This window comes from Luteimonas sp. TWI596, from assembly GCF_039674105.1.
In the GTDB taxonomy this organism is placed as follows: domain Bacteria; phylum Pseudomonadota; class Gammaproteobacteria; order Xanthomonadales; family Xanthomonadaceae; genus Luteimonas.
This window is the reverse complement of the sequence record NZ_JBDJMU010000010.1, coordinates 69344-88855: the sequence shown is the minus strand read 5'-3', so window position 1 is coordinate 88855 and position 19512 is coordinate 69344. Positions and strand designations below refer to the sequence as shown.

Genomic DNA, 19512 nt, shown 5'->3' with positions numbered 1-19512 from the left:
GGCCGTAGAATAGCGCGATGGCCGTCAGCACCTTCGACCTCTACAAGATCGGCATCGGGCCGAGTTCCTCGCACACCGTCGGGCCGATGCGCGCCGGTGCCCGCTTCGTCGCGCGCTGGCTCACCGAGCCCGGCCGCCTGCACGAGGTCGTGCGCGTGCGCGCGGAGGTCTTCGGCTCGCTGGCGCTGACCGGCCGCGGCCACGGCACCGACAAGGCGCTGATGATGGGGCTGGAAGGGCACATGCCCAACCGCATCGACCCGGACATCATCCCCGATGCGCTGGCACGCATCCGCGGCGAACGCCGGCTGCGGCTGGGCGGCACCCACGAGATCGACTTCGACGAGAAGCGCGATCTGGTGATGAACAAGCGCCAGAAGCTGCCGTTCCACACCAACGGCATGCGCTTCACCGCCTACGGCGCCGACGATGCGGTGATCGCCACGCGCGATTACTACTCGGTCGGCGGCGGCTTCGTCGTCAACCAGGACGAGGCGGCCGAAGACCGCATCGTCGCCGACACCACCCAGGTGCCCTACCCGTTCGCCAGCGGCGACGAGCTGATCCGCCAGGCGCAGGACAGCGGTCTGGGCATCGCCCGGCTGATGCTGGAGAACGAAAAGGTCTGGCGCAGCGAGACCGAGATCCTCGATGGCCTGCGCGAACTGTGGGCGGCGATGCAGTCGTGTGTCGCGCGCGGCATCCGCGAGGGCGGCACCCTGCCAGGGGGGCTGCACGTCACCCGCCGCGCGCCGGCGCTGCATGCCGAGCTCGCCGCCAAGCCCGAAGCGGCGATGCGCGACCCGCTGACCGTACTCGACTGGGTCAATCTCTATGCGCTCGCGGTCAACGAGGAGAACGCCGCGGGCGGGCGCGTGGTCACCGCGCCGACCAACGGTGCGGCCGGCATCCTGCCGGCGGTGCTGCACTACTACGACCGCTTCATCCCCAATGCCAATGAGCAGGGCGTGTTCGACTTCCTGCTGACCGCGGCCGCGGTGGGCATCCTCTACAAGGAGAACGCCTCGATCTCCGGCGCCGAAGTCGGCTGCCAGGGCGAGGTCGGCGTGGCCTGCTCGATGGCGGCCGCCGGACTGACCGCGGCGCTGGGCGGCACGCCGAGCCAGATCGAGAACGCCGCCGAGATCGGCATGGAACACAACCTGGGCCTGACCTGCGATCCGATCGGCGGCCTGGTGCAGATTCCGTGCATCGAGCGCAATGCGATGGGGGCGGTGAAGGCGATCAACGCCTCGCGCATGGCCTTCCGCGGCGACGGCAAGCACAAGGTCAGCCTGGACAAGGTCATCCGCACGATGCGCGAGACCGGCCGCGACATGCGCGACAAGTACAAGGAAACCTCGCGCGGCGGTCTGGCGGTGAACGTCATCGAGTGCTGAGCCGCCTGCGCGGCGCCTCGCCTACCGCAAACGGAAACGGCGCGCCGCGGTCGCGGCACGCCGTTTTGGGAGACGCGTGGATCAGGCGCGGATCGACAGCGTCAGGCTGAACTGCCACGGCACCGGCTGGGCGTTCGGCTCGGGCGCACGGTCGGGGTTGTCGCTGCCCAGTGCCAGGCCGCCGTTGAAACCGATCGACATCAGGCCGGTGAAGAACGAGAAGATCTCGGCAAAATGGGCCAGGAAGTTCGGGCCGCCGTTCTTCAGCTCGTCGGTGGCATTGATGAAGGCCTGGTCGACGTTCTGGATGTTGCCGTTCTGGTCGACGGCGATGAAGCCACTGCCGTTCTCGTTCTCCAGCAGCACGTTGCCGTCGCGCACGGCGGCATCGAGCAGCCGGCCGCCGCCGGCGAATTCCTGGAACGACAGGTCGCCGTAGGTGTTGCTGTCGACGCCGGAGATCTGCACGCCGTAGTCGCCGTCGGTGATCGTCACCACCGAGGCCACTGTCGCGCCATTGCCGCCCTGCTCCCACGGCGTGGTCTCGATCGTGACCTTGGTCCCGTCGTCGAGCAGGAAGGTGGTCTGGCCCCAGAAATCGAAGGCGTGCTTGCCGTCGATCTCGACGTGGGGATCGCCCCAGATCCGGTAGTTCTCACCCGTGTTCTTGTTGAACACCACCACCTCGTCGTTGTCGCCGGCGGTGATGCGGTAGTTGTCGTTCTCGAACTGCACACGGCCGTCGGCGGTGCGCTGGGTGCTGGCCGAGCTCTGCGTCGACGGCAACTGGCCGCTGACGCTCAACGAGACGGACATGCTCAAGGAGGATGGATTGGACATGATGGGATACCCCTGTGATCGACATGGAAACTGAATGACGCCATTCCAGCGCGCCGTTCAGCCTGCCGCCATCCGGGCCAACCCCATCTAGGGCTTGCCCCACCCTTGTCGCGGGTCAGCGCCGCGTGCAGGCCAGGACATCGTCGAGCAGCGCGGCCGCGGTGACCTCCGCGCCAGCGCCCGGGCCCTGGATCACCAGTGGCTGTTCGCGGTAGCGGTCGCTGTGGATCGCCACACGGTTGTCGGTCCCGCCGCCTGCGCACAGGGGGTGCAGTGCGGGCAGCGCACGCAGGCCGACGCTGGCACCGCCAACCGCATCGAAACGCCCCACCACGCACAGCCGCAGCCCTTCAGCGGACGCGGCGGTCCAGCGCGCCTCGAGCGCGGCATCGAGCTCGGCGAAGCCGTCATCGAGCGCTGCGGCAGCGCATCGGGCCAACGCCGGCGGCACCAGCGATTCGACCGCCACCTGGTGCGCGGACAGCGGCAGGCCCGACGCCCTCGCGAGAATCAGCAGCTTGCGGCGCACGTCCTCGCCCGACAGATCGATGCGCGGATCGGGCTCGGTGAAGCCGGCGGCGCGGGCCTCCTGCACCCACGTCGAAAACGGGCGGCTACCGTCGAACCGGGCGAACAACCAGGCCAGCGACCCCGACAGCACCCCCTCGACCGCGTGGATGCGGTCGCCGCCGGCGACCAGCGCGCGCAGGCTGCGCAGCAACGGCAGCCCCGCGCCGACCGTGGCACTGTCGCCGTAGCGGCCGCCGCCTTCACTGCCGACCGCCTCGGCAATCGCCTGCGCCCGGCCGAGCTCGCCGCCGGTGCCGAGCTTGTTGGCGGTGACCACGTGCACGCCGCGCGCCAGCCACTCGGGATGCCAGTCGGCGACGGTCTCGCTGGCAGTCGCATCGACGACGATATCGCCCGGCCGCGGGCTCTCACCCTCGGCCCAGGGCGGAAAGCCGTTGCGCCGACTCGCCGCGGTGCGCGCCTGTTCGAGCACCGCCACCGGATCGTCGCCGCAGGCGATCTGCGTGCGCGAATTGCAGATCCGCGCCACGGCCGGCAGCGCCACGCCCTGCGCGGCCAGCCGCTGATAGCGCGCGACGAAGGCACTGCCGACGGTGCCGGTGCCCAGCAATGCGAGCCGGGCGGGCTGCGGCTGCGTCCGGCGCGCACGGCGCAGGGCCACGACCGTGCTCATGCGTCGGCTCCGGCGCGGATCGCCGGCGCCTGGCCGGCGACCTTGGCCGCGCGCGCCAGCGCTGCCTGCAAGTCGGCGAGCAGATCGTCGAGCGCCTCGATGCCGACCGACAGCCGCAACAGGCCCTCGGAAATGCCGGCCGCCTCGCGCGCCTGCGCGCTCATCGCGGCATGGGTCATCGTCGCCGGATGCGCGACCAGGCTCTCGACGCCGCCCAGCGACTCGGCCAGCGTGAAGTACTGCAGACCGTCGACGAACGCGCGCACCGCCGCGCGCGGATCGGGACCCGACAATTCGAACGACAGCATCGCGCCGAATCCCGACTGCTGGCGCGCGGCGACCGCGTGCCCGGGATGCGAGGCCAAGCCCGGGTAGTGCACCTTCGCCACCGTCGGATGCGCGTCCAGCAAGTCGACGATGCCGGCGGTGTTCTCCTGGTGCACGCGCAGCCGCGCATCGAGCGTGCGCAGCCCGCGCAGGGTCAGGAAGCTGTCGAACGGCGAGCCGGTGATGCCCAGCGCATTCGCCCACCACGCCAGTTGCGCGTGCACCTCGGCATCGCGCGCGACCACCGCGCCGCCGACGACGTCGCTGTGCCCGTTGATGTACTTGGTGGTCGAATGCAGCACCACGTCGGCGCCGAACGCGATCGGCCGCTGCAGCGCCGGCGACAGGAAGGTGTTGTCGACCACGGTCAGCGCACCGGCGCGCTGCGCGGCCTCGATGACGAAACGCAGGTCGGTGATGCGCAGCAAGGGATTGGAGGGCGTCTCGATCAGCACCAGCTTCGGCCCGCGGGCCAGCGCATCGGCCAGCGCGCGCGGGTCGGTGAGATCGGCGGTGACCAGTTCGAAATGCCCCTTGCGTGCCAGCGCATCGAACAGCCGCCAGCTGCCGCCGTAGGCGTCGTGCGGCACCACCAGCCGGTCACCGGGCTGCAACAGCGTATTGAGCACCAGCGTGATCGCGGCCATGCCGGTCGGTGTGACCACCGCGCCGGCGCCGCCCTCGAGCGCGGCCAGCGCCTCGCCGAGCAGGTCGCGGGTGGGGTTGCCGCTGCGCGTGTAGTCGTACTCGCGCTTGCGCTCGAAGCCCTCGAAGCTGAAGTTGCTCGACAGCACGATCGGCGGTGTCACCGCGCCGTAGGCCGGATCGCGGTCGATGCCGGCGCGCACCGCGCGTGTGCCGGGGCGGCACGCGGCCGGATCGAAGGACGGGCTCTGGATGCTCATGCGGGATCTCCGTGGTCGGTGTCGCGCAGGGCGACGGCCAGGATGGCGTCGATGCGATCGGTTTCCTTGAGGAAGGCGTCATGGCCATAGGGCGAGCGCAGCACGCGCAGCCGGCCGTGCGGGCCAAGGCCCTCGAGCAGCGTCACCGCGTCGGCCAGCGGTACCAGCCGGTCACCCTCGACCGCGACGACGGTCGTCGGCACTCGGATCTGCGCCGGCTCGATCCGATGCAGGTCGATCGATTCGGACAACCGCAGCCACGCGGCGACCGGTGTGCGAGCGACGTAGCGCGCACCGGCGGCGTCGAGATAGTCCTCGGCCGCCACGCGCACGCGGCCGTTGACGACCTCGGGCGCAGCGTCGAAGCGCTCGGCGAACTCCTCGGGCGTGCGGTAGCTGAGCATCGCGAACTGCCGGGCCAGCGACAGGCCTTGCGCGTCGGCGCACTGCAACTGCCCCAGCGCGACGGTCTGGCGCTGCAGCGCACGCCACGCGGCGGCATAGGGATGGGCGCGGTGCGCGCCGCTGACCGCGACCAGCCGCTGCAGCCGGCCGCCGTGGCGCACCGCGAACTGCAGTCCGACCAGCGCACCGTAGGAATAGCCGACAAAGGCGTGCAGCACCGGGATGTCGAGCGCGTCGAGCAGCGCAGCGATCGCATCGGCCTGGTCGGTGGTGTCGATCGGCGCATCGAGCGCGCCGTCGGCGCCGATGAAATCGAAGGCCAGCACCTGCGCACGCGCCGGGTCGAGCGCACGTCCCTTCCCGACCAGCGTCTCGGACCAGCCCGGCTCGGAATACGAAGCGCTCGAGGCGACATGGCGATGCGCGGAGATCCCGCCGGCCACGAACACCACCGGCGCACCTGGCCTGCCGCGCAGTTCGTAGCGCAGGCCGACGTGGCGCAGCCCAGCGTGGCGCATCGGCAGCGCGATATCGATGCGGCCGCGCACGGCGCGGTCTTCGGTCGCGGCGTTGGAGGGCGGCGACGTGGGCAAGAAGGCCGGATCGGGACCGGCATCGAAATAGCGGGGCGCGGTGTCGACAAGACTCATGGCGATGTCCAGGTGGGAACGGACCATCGCGTCTTGCGGGGGATGCCGGAAGCCGCCGACTCGGCGGATGCGTTGCCTCGATGTCGAAGCGACACACGACCATCTTCCGGTGGACGCACAGGTCCCCGCAGGACTTGGCACCGCGACGGGGCCCGCGCAGCGCGCGGATCCCATCAGGTTGCCCCGGCATCAAAGGGCCTGTCCCTCCGCCGGTCTCGATGGATGTCGCGCAGGTTGCCAGCGTCCACTCACGATGTCAATCGCTTCATCCGGATGCAGAGATGGAATTTGTACGGAGCGATGCCGCGGATCGGCCGCTGCGCCACCGATGCCGCCGGCGCCCAGGAACACCAGGCCAATAGCCGACGGGCGATGGCCCGGCATAATCGAGTGCATGCGCCGCTTCCCTCCTCCCGGTCAGGCCCGGCGCGCGAGCCCCCGCGGCCCGAGAGTCGGTGCCGCGCTCGCCAGCGGCCTTGCGGGCCTGGCGCTTGCGCTGCCACCGGCCGTCGTTTCGGCCCAGACGCCGTCCAGTGGCGCATGGCCGGCATCGCCGCCCGCGCCCACCCAGTGGTCGCCGGGAACCGCCGTGCCGCCAGTTGTCCGGCTGCAGCGGCAGCCCGTTGGCAGGCGCGTGGGCATCGTCGCGGAGAACACCCTGGCCGGCCCGGTGGAAGTGCTGCTGACCGCCGACGGCGCGACGCCGGGCAGCGATCCGCCGCTGCCGGCCCGGGCGACCGTCCCGGCGTATGGCCGCACGCTCGTGGCCTGGCTGCCCGATGCCGCCGACAGTGCGGTCACTCTCGCACTCACCGCCGTGCCCGGCCATCCCGGCGCGCGCCCGCGCGATGTCGAGTACGGCTACCCGCTGCGCGGCGCCCCGCTGCGGGTCGCCCAGGGCTTCGGCGGTGGCTTCAGCCATCGCGCCCCCGAGCACGCCTACGCCGTGGATTTCGCGGTCGACGCAGGCACGCCGGTCCTGGCCGCGCGCGACGGCGCCGTCATGCAGACCGAGGTCGCGATCGGGGGCAATACGCGCATCGGCACGGCGCACGACGACCCGGCCCGCGCGAACTTCGTGCGGGTGCTGCACGACGACGGCACGATGGCGCTGTACGCGCACCTGCAGCGCGGCGGCGTAATCGTCGCGCCGGGCGAGCGCGTGCGCCGCGGCCAGATCCTCGGCTTTTCCGGCGACACCGGCGCCAGCACCGGCCCGCACCTGCATTTCGCGGTCCAGGCCAACCGCGGCCTGCGCCTGGAATCGCTGCCGTTCCGCATGTTCGGCCCCGGCGGAATCCTGCGCTTCTCCGCGCCTCCACCGGACTGAACCGACCCGCCGCGTATAATCGCCGGCTCCCTGAAGCCTCGAGACCGCACGCGCGCGCGTGCGCCGCCTGCATGCCCGACGTCGCCACCGAAGCCGCCCGCCGCCGTACCTTCGCGATCATCTCGCATCCCGACGCCGGCAAGACCACCCTCACCGAGAAACTGCTGCTGTTCGGCGGTGCGATCCAGATGGCCGGCTCGGTCAAAGGGCGCAAGGCCGCCCGCCATGCGACATCCGACTGGATGGCGCTGGAGAAGGAGCGCGGCATCTCGGTCACCAGTTCGGTGATGCAGTTCCCCTACGAGGGCCGCATCGTCAATCTGCTCGACACGCCCGGCCACGCCGACTTCGGCGAAGACACCTATCGCGTGTTGACCGCGGTCGATTCGGCCTTGATGGTCATCGACGTCGCCAAGGGCGTCGAGGAGCGCACGATCAAGCTGATGGAGGTGTGCCGCATGCGCGACACACCGATCATGACCTTCATCAACAAGCTCGACCGCGAGGGCAAGGACCCGGTCGACCTGCTCGACGAGGTCGAGCGGGTGCTCGGCATCCAGTGCGCCCCGGTGACCTGGCCGATCGGCATGGGCCAGCGCCTGAAGGGCGTCGTGCACCTGCTCACCGGCGAGGTGCACCTCTACGAGCAGGGACGCAACTTCACCCGCCAGGACTCGACGATCTTCCCGTCGCTGGACGCGCCCGGCCTGGCCGCGCGGATCGGCGAGGCGATGCTGGCCGACCTGCGCGACGAACTGGAGCTGGTGCAGGGCGCCAGCCATCCGTTCGACCTTGCGGCCTATCGCGCCGGGCGGCAGACGCCGGTGTTCTTCGGCTCGGGCGTCAACAACTTCGGTGTGCAGCCGCTGCTCGATTTCTTCGTCGAACACGCACCGCCGCCGCAACCGCGGCCGACCACCACGCGTACGGTGGCGCCGCAGGAAGACAAGCTAACCGGCTTCGTGTTCAAGATCCAGGCCAACATGGACCCGCAGCACCGCGACCGGGTCGCGTTCATGCGCGTGTGCTCGGGTCGGTTCGCCGCCGGCATGAAGGCCTTCCACGCGCGCAGCGGCAAGGAGCTCAAGCTCGCCAATGCGCTGACGTTCATGGCCAGCGACCGCGAAATCGCCGCCGAGGCCTATCCGGGCGATGTGATCGGCATCCACAACCACGGCACGATCTCGATCGGCGACACGTTCACCGAAGGCGAACCGATCGCCTTCACCGGCATCCCCAACTTCGCGCCCGAGCTGTTCCGCCGTGCGCGCCTGCGTGACCCGCTCAAGCTCAAGCAGTTGCAGAAGGGCCTGGCGCAGCTCAGCGAGGAAGGCGCGACCCAGTTCTTCAAGCCGCTGATGAGCAACGACCTGATCCTGGGCGCGGTCGGCGTGCTGCAGTTCGACGTGGTCGCCTACCGGCTCAAGGACGAGTACGGCGTGGACGCGATCTTCGAGCAGGTGCAGGTCTCGACTGCGCGCTGGATCCGCTGCGCGGACCCCAAGACGCTCGAGGACTTCCGCGACAAGCACGCAGGCAATCTCGCGATCGACGCGGCCGACCAATTGGTCTATCTGGCGCCGACCCGGGTGAACCTGCAACTGGCCGAAGAGCGCGCACCGGGTGTCGAGTTCCTGGCCACGCGCGAGCATGCGCACGCGATGCCGGCCGTCTGACGGCCGGCTCGACCGGCGCGGTCTGACAGGACCGCGCCGCGGGGGTCATAATCCGGTCGGTCCCTCCCCCGCCGGACACCCATCATGCCCTCCCCCGCCCTGTCGCTCCGCGAGAAGCGCGAGGAATTCGCCAGCGCGCTGACCCACGGCCTCGGCGCGACCGCCGCACTGGCGGCGAGCGCAGTGCTGATCACGCTCGCCGCGCTGTTCGGCAACGGCTGGCAGCTCGGCGCCTCGATCGTCTTCGGCGTCACGCTGCTGCTGCTCTACCTGGCCTCGACGCTCTATCACGCCGTCCACCATCCGGTCCTCAAGGGCCGGCTGAAGGTGTTCGACCATTGCGCGATCTACCTGCTGATCGCCGGCACCTACACCCCGTTCACGCTGATCGGGCTGCGCGGCACACTGGGCTGGTGGCTGTTTGGCACCATCTGGACGCTGGCATTGGCCGGCGTGGTCTTCAAGCTGTTCTACACCGGCCGCTTCCGTGGCCTGTCGACCGCGATCTATGTGGCGATGGGCTGGCTGGTGGTGATTGCGATCGGCCCGGTCGCCGCTGCGCTCGATACCTGGACGCTGAGCTGGATCATCGCCGGCGGCGTGTTCTACACCCTGGGCACGTTCTTCTATATGCGCGAGTCGATTCCCTACGCGCATGCGATCTGGCACCTGTTCTGCATCGCCGGCAGCGTCTGCCACTACGTCGCGGTGCTGGCGCAGGTCGTCCCGGCACGCTGAAGCCAATGGCTGGCGGCGCCGACCGCGCAGCCGGGCGCTGAACGCGCCGCAACGGATTCACCCGGGCTTGATCGATCCGGCGGGATGGTGCCTCGCAAACAGGATGCGAGCCGCGATGACCGATTCCACGCCCACTGCCGTACCGCCGCAGCGTCCGCCCGCCGCACGCCTGCGCGGCGCGTTCTCCGGACACCCAGGGCGCATCGTGCTGGGGGTGATCGCAGTCCTGGTGCTGCTGCTGATCATCTTCTGGGACTGGAACTGGTTCAAACGCCCGGTCGAGCGCATCGTCCACGCGCAGACAGGACGCGTGCTGCAGATCGGCGGCGACCTCGATGTCGACCTGGGTCGGGTGACCACCGTGCGTGCGGACCGTCTGCGTTTCGCCAACGCCGACTGGGCCAAGGACAGGACCATGGCCGCGGCAGACCGGCTGGAGCTGCAGGTCGAGGTCTTCCCGCTGCTGCGTGGCCGTATTCGACTGCCCGAGATTCGGCTGGCGCGCCCGGTCCTGCTGCTCGAGACCAATCCCGACGGCGGTGGCGGCAACTGGACGCTCGACATGGGCGATGGCGACGGCGAGCCGATGCAGATCCGCCGTCTCTGGGTCGACGATGGGCGCCTGCGCTTCGTCGACGCACCGAGCAAGACCCGCGTCGATGTACGCCTGGCCAGCCGGCCCTCGCGCGCGGGCGCCGACGCCGCGCCGGCGATTGCGATCGAGGGTGACGGCCAGTGGAGCGGCAACCGCTTCACGCTCGAAGGCGTGGCCGAGTCGCCGCTCGCGCTGCAGGACGAAGACAAGCCCTACCACCTCGACCTGCGCGCGTCGGCGGGCACGACCCACGCACACGCGCGCGGCAGCCTTACCGCGCCGTTCGAACTGCGCGACTTCGACCTGCAGTTCGCGCTGTCGGGCCGCAACCTGGACCATCTGTACCCACTGGTCGGCGTCGCGTTGCCCGACACCCCGCCCTACGCCCTCGACGGGCGCCTGACTCGCGACGGCCAGACCTGGCATTACGATGGCTTCACCGGCAAGGTCGGCCAGAGCGACCTCGGCGGGTCGGCCGCTTTCACCGTCGGCGGCGAGCGACCGTTCCTGAAGGCCGACCTGGTGTCCAGGCGCCTGGATTTCGATGATCTGGCCGGCTTCATCGGCGGCACCCCGGACGCCGAAGGCGATACCCCACTGGATCCCGAACTCGTCCAGCGCGAACAGGCGCTGGCCGCAAAGGGCAAGGTGATTCCCGACACCCCCTATGAACTGGGCAAGTTGCGCTCGATGGACGCCGACGTGCGTTTGCGTGCGCAACGCATCAATGCCCCCAAACTGCCGATCGACGACATGGATGCCCACCTCAAGCTCGAGGCCGGGCTGCTCCGGCTCGATCCGCTGAACTTCGGCGTCGCGGGCGGCAACATCCGCTCGACCATCCGGATGGATGCGCGCAACGACACCATCGACACCCGGCTCCAGGCCAGCGTCCGCCGCGTCGACCTGGGCGGCCTGTTCCCCGACACCGCCCTCGCCAGCCAGGCAGTGGGCAAGATCGGCGGCGATTTCAACCTCGCCGGCACCGGCAACTCGGTTGCCGCGATGCTGGGCAGCGCCAATGGCGACATCGCCGTCGGAATGGGCAAGGGCCGGGTCAGCAACATGCTCGTCGAATTGGCGGGGATCGACATCTACGAAACCCTGAAGTACCTGATCGGCAAGGACAAGCAGATTCCGGTGCGCTGCGCATTCGCTGATTTCGGCGTACAGAAGGGCGTCATGCAAAGTCGCGCGCTAGCATTCGACACCACCGACACGCTCATCGTCGGCGACGGCCGCATCGATCTCGGCCAGGAGACGCTGGACCTGGAACTGCGCCCGCGGCCCAAGGACCGCAGCATCCTCGCGCTGCGCTCGCCGCTGGTGATCGGCGGCACCTTCGCCGATCCCAGTTTCCGCCCCGACATGGCCCGCCTGGGCCTGCGTGGCGCGATCGCCCTTGCGCTCGGCTCGATCGCGCCGCCTGCAGCACTGCTGGCGACCCTGGAGTTGGGCGGCGGCGAGGACAGCGACTGCGGCGGCGCCTACGCCAAGTGAGCCTCAGCGGCCGTGGCGGTCGTCGCCTGGATTGTCGACCGCCGGCGCGGCAGCCCCCGCCGGGTGCCAGTCGCGGATGAAGTAGAGCGGACGCTGCTTGGACTCCTCGTACAGGCGGCCCAAGTACTCCCCGATCACGCCCAGCGCCACCAGTTGCACGGCGCCCAGGAACAGGATCACGGCCATCATCGTCGGCCAACCGGCCACGCGGTCGCCGAACAGCATCGCCTTGGCGATGACCCACAGCGCGAACGCGAAGGCCCCGAACGCGGTGAACACACCCACGTAGGTCGCCAGGCGCAACGGCGCGGTCGAGAAACTGGTCACGCCTTCGAGCGCGAAGTTCCACAGCCGCCAGAAGCCGAACTTCGTGCGCCCCGCCAGACGCGCATGCCGCTGGTAAGGCAACGCGACGCGGTTGAATCCGATCCAGCCGAACAGCCCCTTCATAAAGCGGTGCCGCTCGCGCAACTGGCGCAGCGCGGCCAGCGCACGCGGCGAGAGCAACCGGTAGTCGCCCGTATCGGCCGGCACGGGTGTCTTGGCGAGCCGCTGCATCACCCGATAGAACACGTGCGCGGTGAGCTTCTTGATCCACCGCTCGCCCTCGCGGCTGACCCGGGTCCCGTGGACATCGTCGTAGCCCTGGCGCCACAGCGCGACGAAGCGCGGGATCAGTTCCGGCGGATCCTGGCCGTCGGCATCGAGGATCATCGCCGCCCCCTCCGTGACCAGGTCCAGGCCGGCGGTCAGCGCGATCTCCTTGCCGAAGTTGCGCGACAGCCGTAGCAGCGACACGCGGCGATCCGATACCGCCAGCCCCTGCAGCACCTCCCAGGTTCCGTCGGTACTGCCGTCGTCGACATACAGCACGCCGACATCGATCCCGTCGTCGGCGAGCGTGTCCATGACCGCCGCGATCCTGGGGTGCAACAGCGGTAGCGACCGCGCCTCGTCGAACGCGGCGATGACGATCGTCAGCCGCTCGGCCTGCACGCCGGCGCTCATCGCAGCGCCTCCAGATAGCCCTCGCCGCCGATCTGGCGCGCATTGCGTTCAATCCACTGTGCCCGGCGCTGCACATACGGACCCGGACGCGCGGCGTTGTAGCGCCGCGGACTCGGCAGTACCGCCGCCAGCCGCGCACTCTGCGCACGCGATAGTTGCGCCGCGTCCTTGCCGAAATGCGCGCGCGCGGCCGCCTGGGCGCCGTAGATGCCGTCGCCGAACTCGGCGACGTTCAAGTAGACCTCCAAGATCCGGGTCTTGGGCCAGAGCAGTTCGATCAGCACCGTGTACCAGGCCTCCAGCCCCTTGCGCACCCAACTGCGCCCGCTCCACAGAAACAGGTTCTTCGCCGTCTGCTGGCTGATCGTGCTCGCGCCCCGGGTCGAGCGGCCACGCGCGTTGTGCGCGCGTGCACGCTCGATCGCCTCGAGATCGAAGCCGCGGTGCCGCGCGAAGTTCTGGTCCTCGGCGGCGATCACCGAGACCGCGAGCGACGGCGCGATCTGATCCAGATCGCGCCACTGGTGGTAGAGCACGAAATCGGCCTCGCCGCCGGTCCAGGCCTCGACCTGGCGGAGCGCCATGACCGTCGAGAACGGCGGATCGATCACGCGCAGCACCAGGACCTGCAGCACGGTGAACCCGATCGCCAGCACCGGCAGCCACAGCAGCCGGCGCAGCCACCGGCGCCGACGCGGTGCCACATCCCGATGTCCAACGCCTGCTTGCGCCGCGTTGCCCTCGCCCCCATCTTCTCGAACCGACTGCATCATGGCGGCCACTGTATCGGGCACGCCCGATGCCGCCAATCGCCGCCGCTTTCCGACGAACCCATGACCGAAACCTCCGCTCCCGACAGCGACCGGCTGTCCCGCTTCCTGCTCCAGCGCGCCGGCGTGCGCGGCGTCCGCGTGCACCTGACCGAGACCTGGCGCCGGGTCCTGGCGAACGCCCGCTATCCCGCCTCGGTCGAAGTCCTGCTGGGCGAGGCCTGCGCGGCCGCCGCACTGTTCACCGGCCATGCCAAGGTCGATGGGCGGCTGTCGGTGCAACTGCGCGCATCCGGCCCGCTGCGCGCGCTGTTTGCCGAATGCACTGCCGCCGGCACCATCCGCGGCATCGCGCGGATCGCCGAGACGGGCGCTGCGACCATCTCGCGCGACCTGCGCGCGCTCGGCGACGACGCGATCCTGGCGCTGACGATCGAAAACCCCGCCCAGGGCCGCGACCCGATGCGCTACCAGGGCCTGGTCGGCCTGCAATCCGAATCGCTGTCGGGTGCGTTCGAAGACTACTTCCGCCAGTCCGAACAACTGCCCACGCGCGTGCTGCTCGCGGTCGAAGGCGACCACGCCGCCGGGCTGATGCTGCAGAAGCTGCCGGGCGACGAGGGCGACGAGGACGGCTGGAACCGGGCGAGCATCCTGTTTGACACGCTCTCGACCGGCGAACTGCTTCGATGGCCCGTCGAGACGCTGTTGGCGCGCTTGTTTCCCGACGACGATCCGCAGTTGCTCGGCGAACGCCCGCTGGCCTTCGCCTGCTCGTGTTCGCGCGAGCGCGTGGAGGCGATGCTGGTCTCGCTGGGCGAAACGGAGGCCCGCGCGGCGGCCATCGATGGCGAGGCGTCAGTGACTTGCGAGTTCTGCGGTCGTGTCTACCGATTCTCCGAGGACGAGATCGAGCGCTTGCTCGCGGCCCCGGTGGCCAGCGGCGAGGTCTCGGACCGGTTGCAGTAGGGGCCCTGCCGGAACAGCGGCAGGATTGTTAAATAAACATAAACCCTCTAGAGTAGGGTCGGTGAATCTGGGGAACTTCCCGGCAACGACCGGGTCACATCGGCCATGCGACTGTCCTTGACGCCACTGCTGCTCGCCTCGTCCCTCGCGCTGTGCATGGCGACGGGTGCGCATGCGCAGGAAAGGCGCAACCAGACCGTGCTGCCGGTCCTCGACACTTCCGGCAAGGTCGAAGCCTTCCTCGTCCTCGAACCGGCCACGCCGCACCAGGCGGGCGGACGCTGGCGCATGGGCGAAAACCGATTCGACGCCGCCTTCGGCCTGGAACCCGGCAGCTCGCTGGCCTTGCTGTGCAGCCCGGGCAGCAGCTTCAACGGCGCCGTGAGCAGCCTGGCGCGCAACTGCCAACTCGCTTCGCTCGACGACCCGGCCCCCGGCAACCGTCGGGCGACCGCGACCGCGTCCTTCAGCCGCCCCAGTGGCGGCGCCGGCGTGACGCTCGGCGAAGGCCGCGACACCCTTCCCGGCTGGCTGACCCCGGCACGAGGCGGCTCCGCCGGCCGGGTCGACGTCCACGACCTGACCGTGTTTGCCAGGAAGAACATCGGCGACGACGCGTATGTCTCGCTGGCCGGGACACTCGCCAAGGCCACCCTGATCCCGTCGGCGACCGCCCCGGCCGACCTCAGCGGACATTGGACCAGCAGCAGCGTCAGCGTCGGCGGCGGCATCGGGCGCTTCAGCGCCAACATCGTCGGCCAGGTGGTCGACACCCCGGGGCTTCCGAAGTGGGAAGGCCTGGGCGTAGGCGTCAGCTGGCGCACGCCCTGGAGCGGGCAGCTCACCGTCGGCGCCGAGAACGTCGTCACCCGCGGAAAGAACCCGTTCTCGCGCATGGCCGACCTGCCCGACGATGACGGTGCCGTGCCGTACATCCGGTACCAGCAGGATCTGTAGCCCGCTGCTGAATCGCGCATTCAGCTTAAGCAAGGTCATTTGGCGCTTGCAGCGCAATTTCACAAAGCGCACGCATTTCGTTAACGCCTCTTTAATTTCTCTTTCACCCTCGCTAGTATCGGCCGAAGCCTTGCAGAATTTGGCGTCTCACTTGACGTCATCTGCAGGTTCTCACGGGGGCAATCCCAAGACTCACTTGGAGAGAGAGAAGTATGATCTTGAAGACCAACAGGCTGCGCGACGCGATCAGCCTTGCCATCGTCGCCGGCGCGACGACGTTCGGTGGTACCGCCTTTGCGCAATCCGGCGACAGCACGACGACCCTCGATCGGATCGAGGTCACCGGTTCGCGCATCCGCCAGGTGGATGTCGAGACAGCGCAGCCCGTTCTATCTGTCACGCGGCAGGATCTTGAAGCGCAGGGTTTCAGCACTATCGCCGACGTGCTGCAGAACATCTCCGCAGCGGGCGCCCCGACATTCAGCCGTGCATCGCCGCTGACTGCGAATCAGGAGGCCGGCGGGCAGTACATCTCGCTGCGCAATCTCGGCGCGCAGCGCACGCTCGTCCTGGTGAACGGCAAGCGCCTGGGCATCAGCCCGAACGGCTACCAAGACGTCTCCGCCATTCCGATGGTGATGGTCGAGCGCATGGAGATCCTCAAGGACGGCGCCTCGGCCGTCTACGGCTCCGACGCAATGGCGGGCGTGATCAACATCATCACCCGCAAGAACTTCGATGGTGCGCAGGCAAATGCCTACTACGGACAGTACAGCCAGGGTGACGGCGAAGAGACCACCTTCGACTTCCTGATCGGTTTCTCGGGCGAGCGGGGATCCCTCACCATTGGCGCCGAGAGCCACAAAGAAGAGGCAGTATGGGCAAAGGATCGCTGGTTCTCCCGCGACTCGGCGCCTGGATTTCCCGATCGCAGCCTTACCACCCATGGTCAGTGGGGCAACTACGACGCCGGCGTAAACAGCGCCCCAGGCAAGGAGCTTTGGTTTGCGCCCAACCGAGGCAGCAGCGCGATTGGAAGCGAGAACTTCCATCGGCAGACTGCGGACGACACGAGCCGGCCCAGTGACCAGATGCACGTCCAGACGCCGCTCGAGCGCCGAGCGCTGTATGTGAACGGCAATTACGACATCACCGATTCGATCCGTTTCACCACTGACCTGGGCTACATCCGCCGCGAGTCGAACCGTCAGATCGCCGGTTACCCAGTTCAGTCCAACGCGGCCGCGATCAATGCGCCGATGTCGGCCGACAGCTACTTCAACCCGACCGGGGGCGAGCGTGCTGTGACCTGGCGCCGTCGTGGCTGGGAAGTCCCTCGCACCACCGATACCAGGCTCACCAGCTGGCGCTTCACTGCCGCGCTTGAGGGCTCGTTCGACATCGGCGATCGGTTCTTCGACTGGGACGTCGGCTACATGTTCTCCGAGAACGAACAGACGACGGTCAACAACGGGAACTTCTATATCCCCGCCATTCGCGCAGCCGTCGGCCCGTCGTTCCTCAACTCGCAGGGCGTGGTCCAGTGCGGTACCCCCGATGCGCCGATCGCATTGACCTCGTGCGTGCCGTGGAACCCCTTCGCAGGCTTCGGCACCGGTTCGGTCGCCAATTCGCTCGACGACCCGGCGCTTCGCGCATTGATGTTCCGTGAGGAACATGCGATTGGCAAGACCGAGACCAATAACTACTTCGCCAATCTGTCGGGCTCGCTGTTCAGCCTGCCGGCAGGCGACCTCGGCTTCGCCGTGGGCCTGGAGCACCGCAAGGAGGAAGGCGGCTACTACCCCGATGCCATCGCCCAGTCCGGCAACTCGACGAACCTCGCGAGTGGTCCGACCTACGGCTCGTACTCGCTCGATGAGGTCTACGCAGAGCTCAACATTCCGTTGCTCGCAGAATTGCCGGGCGCAAAGGAGCTCAGCCTGAACGTGGCAAGCCGGTACTCCGACTACGACACGTTCGGCGACACGACCAACAGCAAGGCTGGCTTCAAGTGGCGTCCGATCGACGACTTGCTGGTGCGCGGCACATGGTCGCAAGGCTTCCGTGCACCGACCATCGGTAACCTGTATGGCGGTGGTTCGGAGACCTTCTCTACCGGATTCCAGGACCCCTGCGACAGCATCTACGGCGCAGCACGTGGCACGCCCCGTTGTCTCCAGGACGTCGCGGCGAACTACCGCCAGTTGCAGCGCGATTTCGTGCCCACCACGAGCGCGACCGCCAATGCGACCCCGGTGCCGTTCCGTAGCGGCTCCAATCCGAATCTACAGCCGGAGACCTCGGTGTCGAAGACGCTGGGATTGGTCTACAGCCCGAATTACGTTTCCGGCCTGAGCCTCGCGCTGGACTGGTGGAAGATTCGCATCGACGACACCGTTCTGCCTGACAGCCCGAACCAGATGCTTCGCGATTGCTACATCAACTTGGTCGAATCGCGGTGTGCTGGCTTCTCGCGCGACCCGGTAACCGGCATTGTCAACAAGCTGCTCTACGGTCAGCGCAACGCGGGCTACACCCAGACCGAAGGCTACGATCTGGATGTGCTCTACAACCTGGCGACCGACTACGGCCAGTTTGGCGCAAAGTGGATGACGACTTATGTAAGCAAGTACGAAACCACGACATCCAATGATGCAGGCGTGATTCCCTCGCAGAACAACGGGTTCTCAAGTTACTTCCGTATCCGCTCCAATCTGAGCCTCAGCTGGACCCTCGACGATTGGTCTGTCAATTGGGGCGTCCGCTACTTCTCGGGCTCCAAGGAATCGTGCTACGAGAAAGACATTCCCTCGCTCTGCAGCCTGCCGAACTATGCAGCGCCTGACACCCGCGGCCTGATCACGCCGATGAACGAACTGGGTTCCAACACGTTCCACGATGTCCAGGTGACCTACAAGGCGCCGTGGAAGGCAAGGATCTCGGTGGGTGCCAACAATGTGTTCGATCACTACTCCGCACCTTGGTACGGACAAGCACAGTCCAACTTCTCGTACTACGGCGGCTTCGATCTGGGACGCTTCGTGTTCATGAAGTATCAGCAGAACTTCTGACCGAAGGCATTGACAGCAACAAACGACTGCGGCCCGAAAGGGCCGCAGTTTTTTGTGCGCAGCAAGCACGCGTCGCCCTCCGAGCGTGAGCATTCGCGGCAACGACTTTGTCTTGCACGTCGATGCATCGCATCGATCTAAGAGCACTGCACCAGCCGGACAGGCTGGCTGCGATCACGCGAGCACGCGAGCACGCATGCCATGACATCGCAACAAGCATGGCTGTCCGCCCTAATGGCGCAAGCGTCATGAATGAAGGCGAGCTCTTATCGCGCTTTCAACGATGCGGATACCATGCTGCAATCACAGTAGAAACCGCACTCCTGCTCGTGGTCGATGCGATGGTGCGCCAACTGGAACTTCGACGCCGACAGCAAAAACGGCGTCACTCGCTCGGCTGCAATTTGCCGGTGGCCTTCCTGATCGCAACGATCGATATCCGACGAATCACCTCGGCACTAGCGTCCTCGCCAAATGCTCGACATAGGCGTCGAACTCCTCCTGCTGCATGCGAGCCTGGTGCAATTGCAGGTTCAGCTGCAGGAAGCCGACGTAGGCGGCGTAGGTCAGGCGCGCGCGGTGCTGGGCGTCCTCGCGGGCGAGTCCGGCCTGGCGGAACGACGCGGTCAGGTAGTCCAGGCGGCGCTTGGACACGCGCTCGATGACCGGCTGCACTGTGACGTGATCCTGCGCCTTGAGCAGCGCGCTGTAGATGACATGCGATTTGTACTCGCGCGCGACCATGTGGAACAGCGCGCGCAGGCGCTCGCGGGCGTCGGGCATCGACTCGAGCGCGCCGAACAGCGCCTCCTGCTCGACGTTCTCCCAGCGCTCGAGCGCGGCCTGCAGCAAGGCGTCTCGGGACGGAAAATGCCAGTAGAAGCTGCCCTTGGTCACGCCGAGGCGGCGGGCCAGGGGTTCGACGGCGACGGCCTGCACGCCAGCTTCGGCGATCAGGTCCAGCGCCGCCTGGGCCCAGTCGTCGGCGCTCAGGCGTCCCTGGCGCTCGGGCGCAGTGGTGCCGGTCCGGGCGGTGCCCGCGGCGGGCGGTGAAGCGGATTTGCTCATCGCGACAGTCTATCCATACGCCTGCGTCGGCAACAGTATCGACGCTGCGAAGACGCGCCGCGGCGCAGCATTGACTTCGGTCGTTCGCATTACCAT

General features: G+C 68.1%; 15 protein-coding genes and 1 riboswitch. Of the genes, 8 read left to right on the top strand and 7 right to left on the bottom strand.

Translation table 11 applies throughout. From position 1 onward, the window contains the following. Positions 1-17: 17 nt before the first annotated feature. Positions 18-1400, top strand: coding sequence for an L-serine ammonia-lyase (locus ABE487_RS09635; protein WP_346445099.1), 1383 nt, complete (start codon positions 18-20; stop codon positions 1398-1400). An 81-nt stretch (positions 1401-1481) separates the two neighbouring features. Here the strand turns inward: ABE487_RS09635 and ABE487_RS09630 are convergent, their stop codons facing one another. From ABE487_RS09630 to ABE487_RS09615, 4 genes are all read right to left on the bottom strand, one after another. Then, positions 1482-2216: a DUF1521 domain-containing protein gene (locus tag ABE487_RS09630; RefSeq protein WP_346445098.1), complete on the bottom strand. Its 735-nt coding sequence runs from the start codon at positions 2214-2216 to the stop codon at positions 1482-1484. A gap of 139 nt (positions 2217-2355) precedes the next feature. After that, complete coding sequence (locus tag ABE487_RS09625; RefSeq protein WP_346451183.1) at positions 2356-3444, bottom strand: homoserine dehydrogenase; 1089 nt, start codon at positions 3442-3444, stop codon at positions 2356-2358. Continuing rightward, positions 3441-4676, bottom strand: coding sequence for an O-succinylhomoserine (thiol)-lyase (locus tag ABE487_RS09620; protein WP_346451181.1), 1236 nt, complete (start codon positions 4674-4676; stop codon positions 3441-3443). Before ABE487_RS09620 ends, ABE487_RS09625 begins: the two co-directional genes overlap by 4 nt. Continuing rightward, a complete protein-coding gene (locus tag ABE487_RS09615) occupies positions 4673-5731 on the bottom strand; it encodes a homoserine O-succinyltransferase (protein ID WP_346451180.1) in 1059 nt (352 codons plus the stop codon). Before ABE487_RS09615 ends, ABE487_RS09620 begins: the two co-directional genes overlap by 4 nt. A 96-nt stretch (positions 5732-5827) precedes the next feature. After that, positions 5828-5956: riboswitch (SAM riboswitch) on the bottom strand. A gap of 364 nt (positions 5957-6320) precedes the next feature. Here ABE487_RS09615 and ABE487_RS09610 point away from each other — a divergent pair. The 4 genes from ABE487_RS09610 (at position 6321) to ABE487_RS09595 (ending at position 11570) form a co-directional block, all read left to right on the top strand. After that, complete coding sequence (locus ABE487_RS09610; RefSeq protein ID WP_346451178.1) at positions 6321-7061, top strand: M23 family metallopeptidase; 741 nt, start codon at positions 6321-6323, stop codon at positions 7059-7061. A 71-nt stretch (positions 7062-7132) separates the two neighbouring features. Continuing rightward, positions 7133-8737 (top strand): peptide chain release factor 3, encoded by a 1605-nt coding sequence (locus ABE487_RS09605; RefSeq protein ID WP_346445093.1) that lies wholly within the window; start codon positions 7133-7135, stop codon positions 8735-8737. Positions 8738-8821: 84 nt separating this feature from the next. Beyond that, positions 8822-9475 carry a hemolysin III family protein gene (locus tag ABE487_RS09600; protein WP_346445092.1) on the top strand — a complete coding sequence of 218 codons (654 nt, stop codon included), beginning with the start codon at positions 8822-8824 and terminating at the stop codon, positions 9473-9475. A 115-nt stretch (positions 9476-9590) separates the two neighbouring features. Beyond that, positions 9591-11570, top strand: coding sequence for an AsmA family protein (locus ABE487_RS09595; RefSeq protein WP_346451176.1), 1980 nt, complete (start codon positions 9591-9593; stop codon positions 11568-11570). Positions 11571-11573: 3 nt separating this feature from the next. On the opposite strand, the gene ABE487_RS09590 is transcribed toward ABE487_RS09595, so the two are convergent. Together ABE487_RS09590 and mtgA are read right to left on the bottom strand one after the other, a co-directional pair. Continuing rightward, on the bottom strand, positions 11574-12566 hold the full coding sequence (locus tag ABE487_RS09590; protein WP_346445114.1) for a glycosyltransferase family 2 protein: 993 nt from the start codon (positions 12564-12566) through the stop codon (positions 11574-11576). 8 nt (positions 12567-12574) lie between these two features. Beyond that, positions 12575-13282 (bottom strand): monofunctional biosynthetic peptidoglycan transglycosylase, encoded by a 708-nt coding sequence (gene mtgA, locus ABE487_RS09585; RefSeq protein WP_346445088.1) that lies wholly within the window; start codon positions 13280-13282, stop codon positions 12575-12577. 129 nt (positions 13283-13411) lie between these two features. Here mtgA and ABE487_RS09580 point away from each other — a divergent pair, with 129 nt between their 5' ends. The 3 genes from ABE487_RS09580 (at position 13412) to ABE487_RS09570 (ending at position 18348) form a co-directional block, all read left to right on the top strand. Beyond that, entirely contained in the window at positions 13412-14317 is a 906-nt protein-coding gene (locus tag ABE487_RS09580) for an Hsp33 family molecular chaperone HslO (protein WP_346445086.1), read from the top strand. A 105-nt stretch (positions 14318-14422) separates the two neighbouring features. Beyond that, on the top strand, positions 14423-15274 hold the full coding sequence (locus ABE487_RS09575) for a hypothetical protein (protein ID WP_346445085.1): 852 nt from the start codon (positions 14423-14425) through the stop codon (positions 15272-15274). A gap of 212 nt (positions 15275-15486) precedes the next feature. Further along, entirely contained in the window at positions 15487-18348 is a 2862-nt protein-coding gene (locus ABE487_RS09570; RefSeq protein ID WP_346451175.1) for a TonB-dependent receptor, read from the top strand. A gap of 447 nt (positions 18349-18795) precedes the next feature. On the opposite strand, the gene ABE487_RS09565 is transcribed toward ABE487_RS09570, so the two are convergent. Next, a complete protein-coding gene (locus ABE487_RS09565) occupies positions 18796-19416 on the bottom strand; it encodes a TetR/AcrR family transcriptional regulator (protein WP_346451173.1) in 621 nt (206 codons plus the stop codon). Positions 19417-19512 lie beyond the last annotated feature (96 nt).

Coding starts and splice junctions, on each gene's coding strand:
- ABE487_RS09615 (WP_346451180.1), bottom strand. CDS start 5,731: ATGAGTCTTGTCGACACCGCGCCCCGCTATTTCGATGCCGGTCCCGAT.
- ABE487_RS09630 (WP_346445098.1), bottom strand. CDS start 2,216: ATGTCCGTCTCGTTGAGCGTCAGCGGCCAGTTGCCGTCGACGCAGAGC.
- ABE487_RS09625 (WP_346451183.1), bottom strand. CDS start 3,444: ATGAGCACGGTCGTGGCCCTGCGCCGTGCGCGCCGGACGCAGCCGCAG.
- ABE487_RS09620 (WP_346451181.1), bottom strand. CDS start 4,676: ATGAGCATCCAGAGCCCGTCCTTCGATCCGGCCGCGTGCCGCCCCGGC.
- ABE487_RS09605 (WP_346445093.1), top strand. CDS start 7,133: ATGCCCGACGTCGCCACCGAAGCCGCCCGCCGCCGTACCTTCGCGATC.
- ABE487_RS09570 (WP_346451175.1), top strand. CDS start 15,487: ATGATCTTGAAGACCAACAGGCTGCGCGACGCGATCAGCCTTGCCATC.
- ABE487_RS09565 (WP_346451173.1), bottom strand. CDS start 19,416: ATGAGCAAATCCGCTTCACCGCCCGCCGCGGGCACCGCCCGGACCGGC.
- ABE487_RS09635 (WP_346445099.1), top strand. CDS start 18: ATGGCCGTCAGCACCTTCGACCTCTACAAGATCGGCATCGGGCCGAGT.
- ABE487_RS09600 (WP_346445092.1), top strand. CDS start 8,822: ATGCCCTCCCCCGCCCTGTCGCTCCGCGAGAAGCGCGAGGAATTCGCC.
- ABE487_RS09580 (WP_346445086.1), top strand. CDS start 13,412: ATGACCGAAACCTCCGCTCCCGACAGCGACCGGCTGTCCCGCTTCCTG.
- ABE487_RS09595 (WP_346451176.1), top strand. CDS start 9,591: ATGACCGATTCCACGCCCACTGCCGTACCGCCGCAGCGTCCGCCCGCC.
- ABE487_RS09575 (WP_346445085.1), top strand. CDS start 14,423: ATGCGACTGTCCTTGACGCCACTGCTGCTCGCCTCGTCCCTCGCGCTG.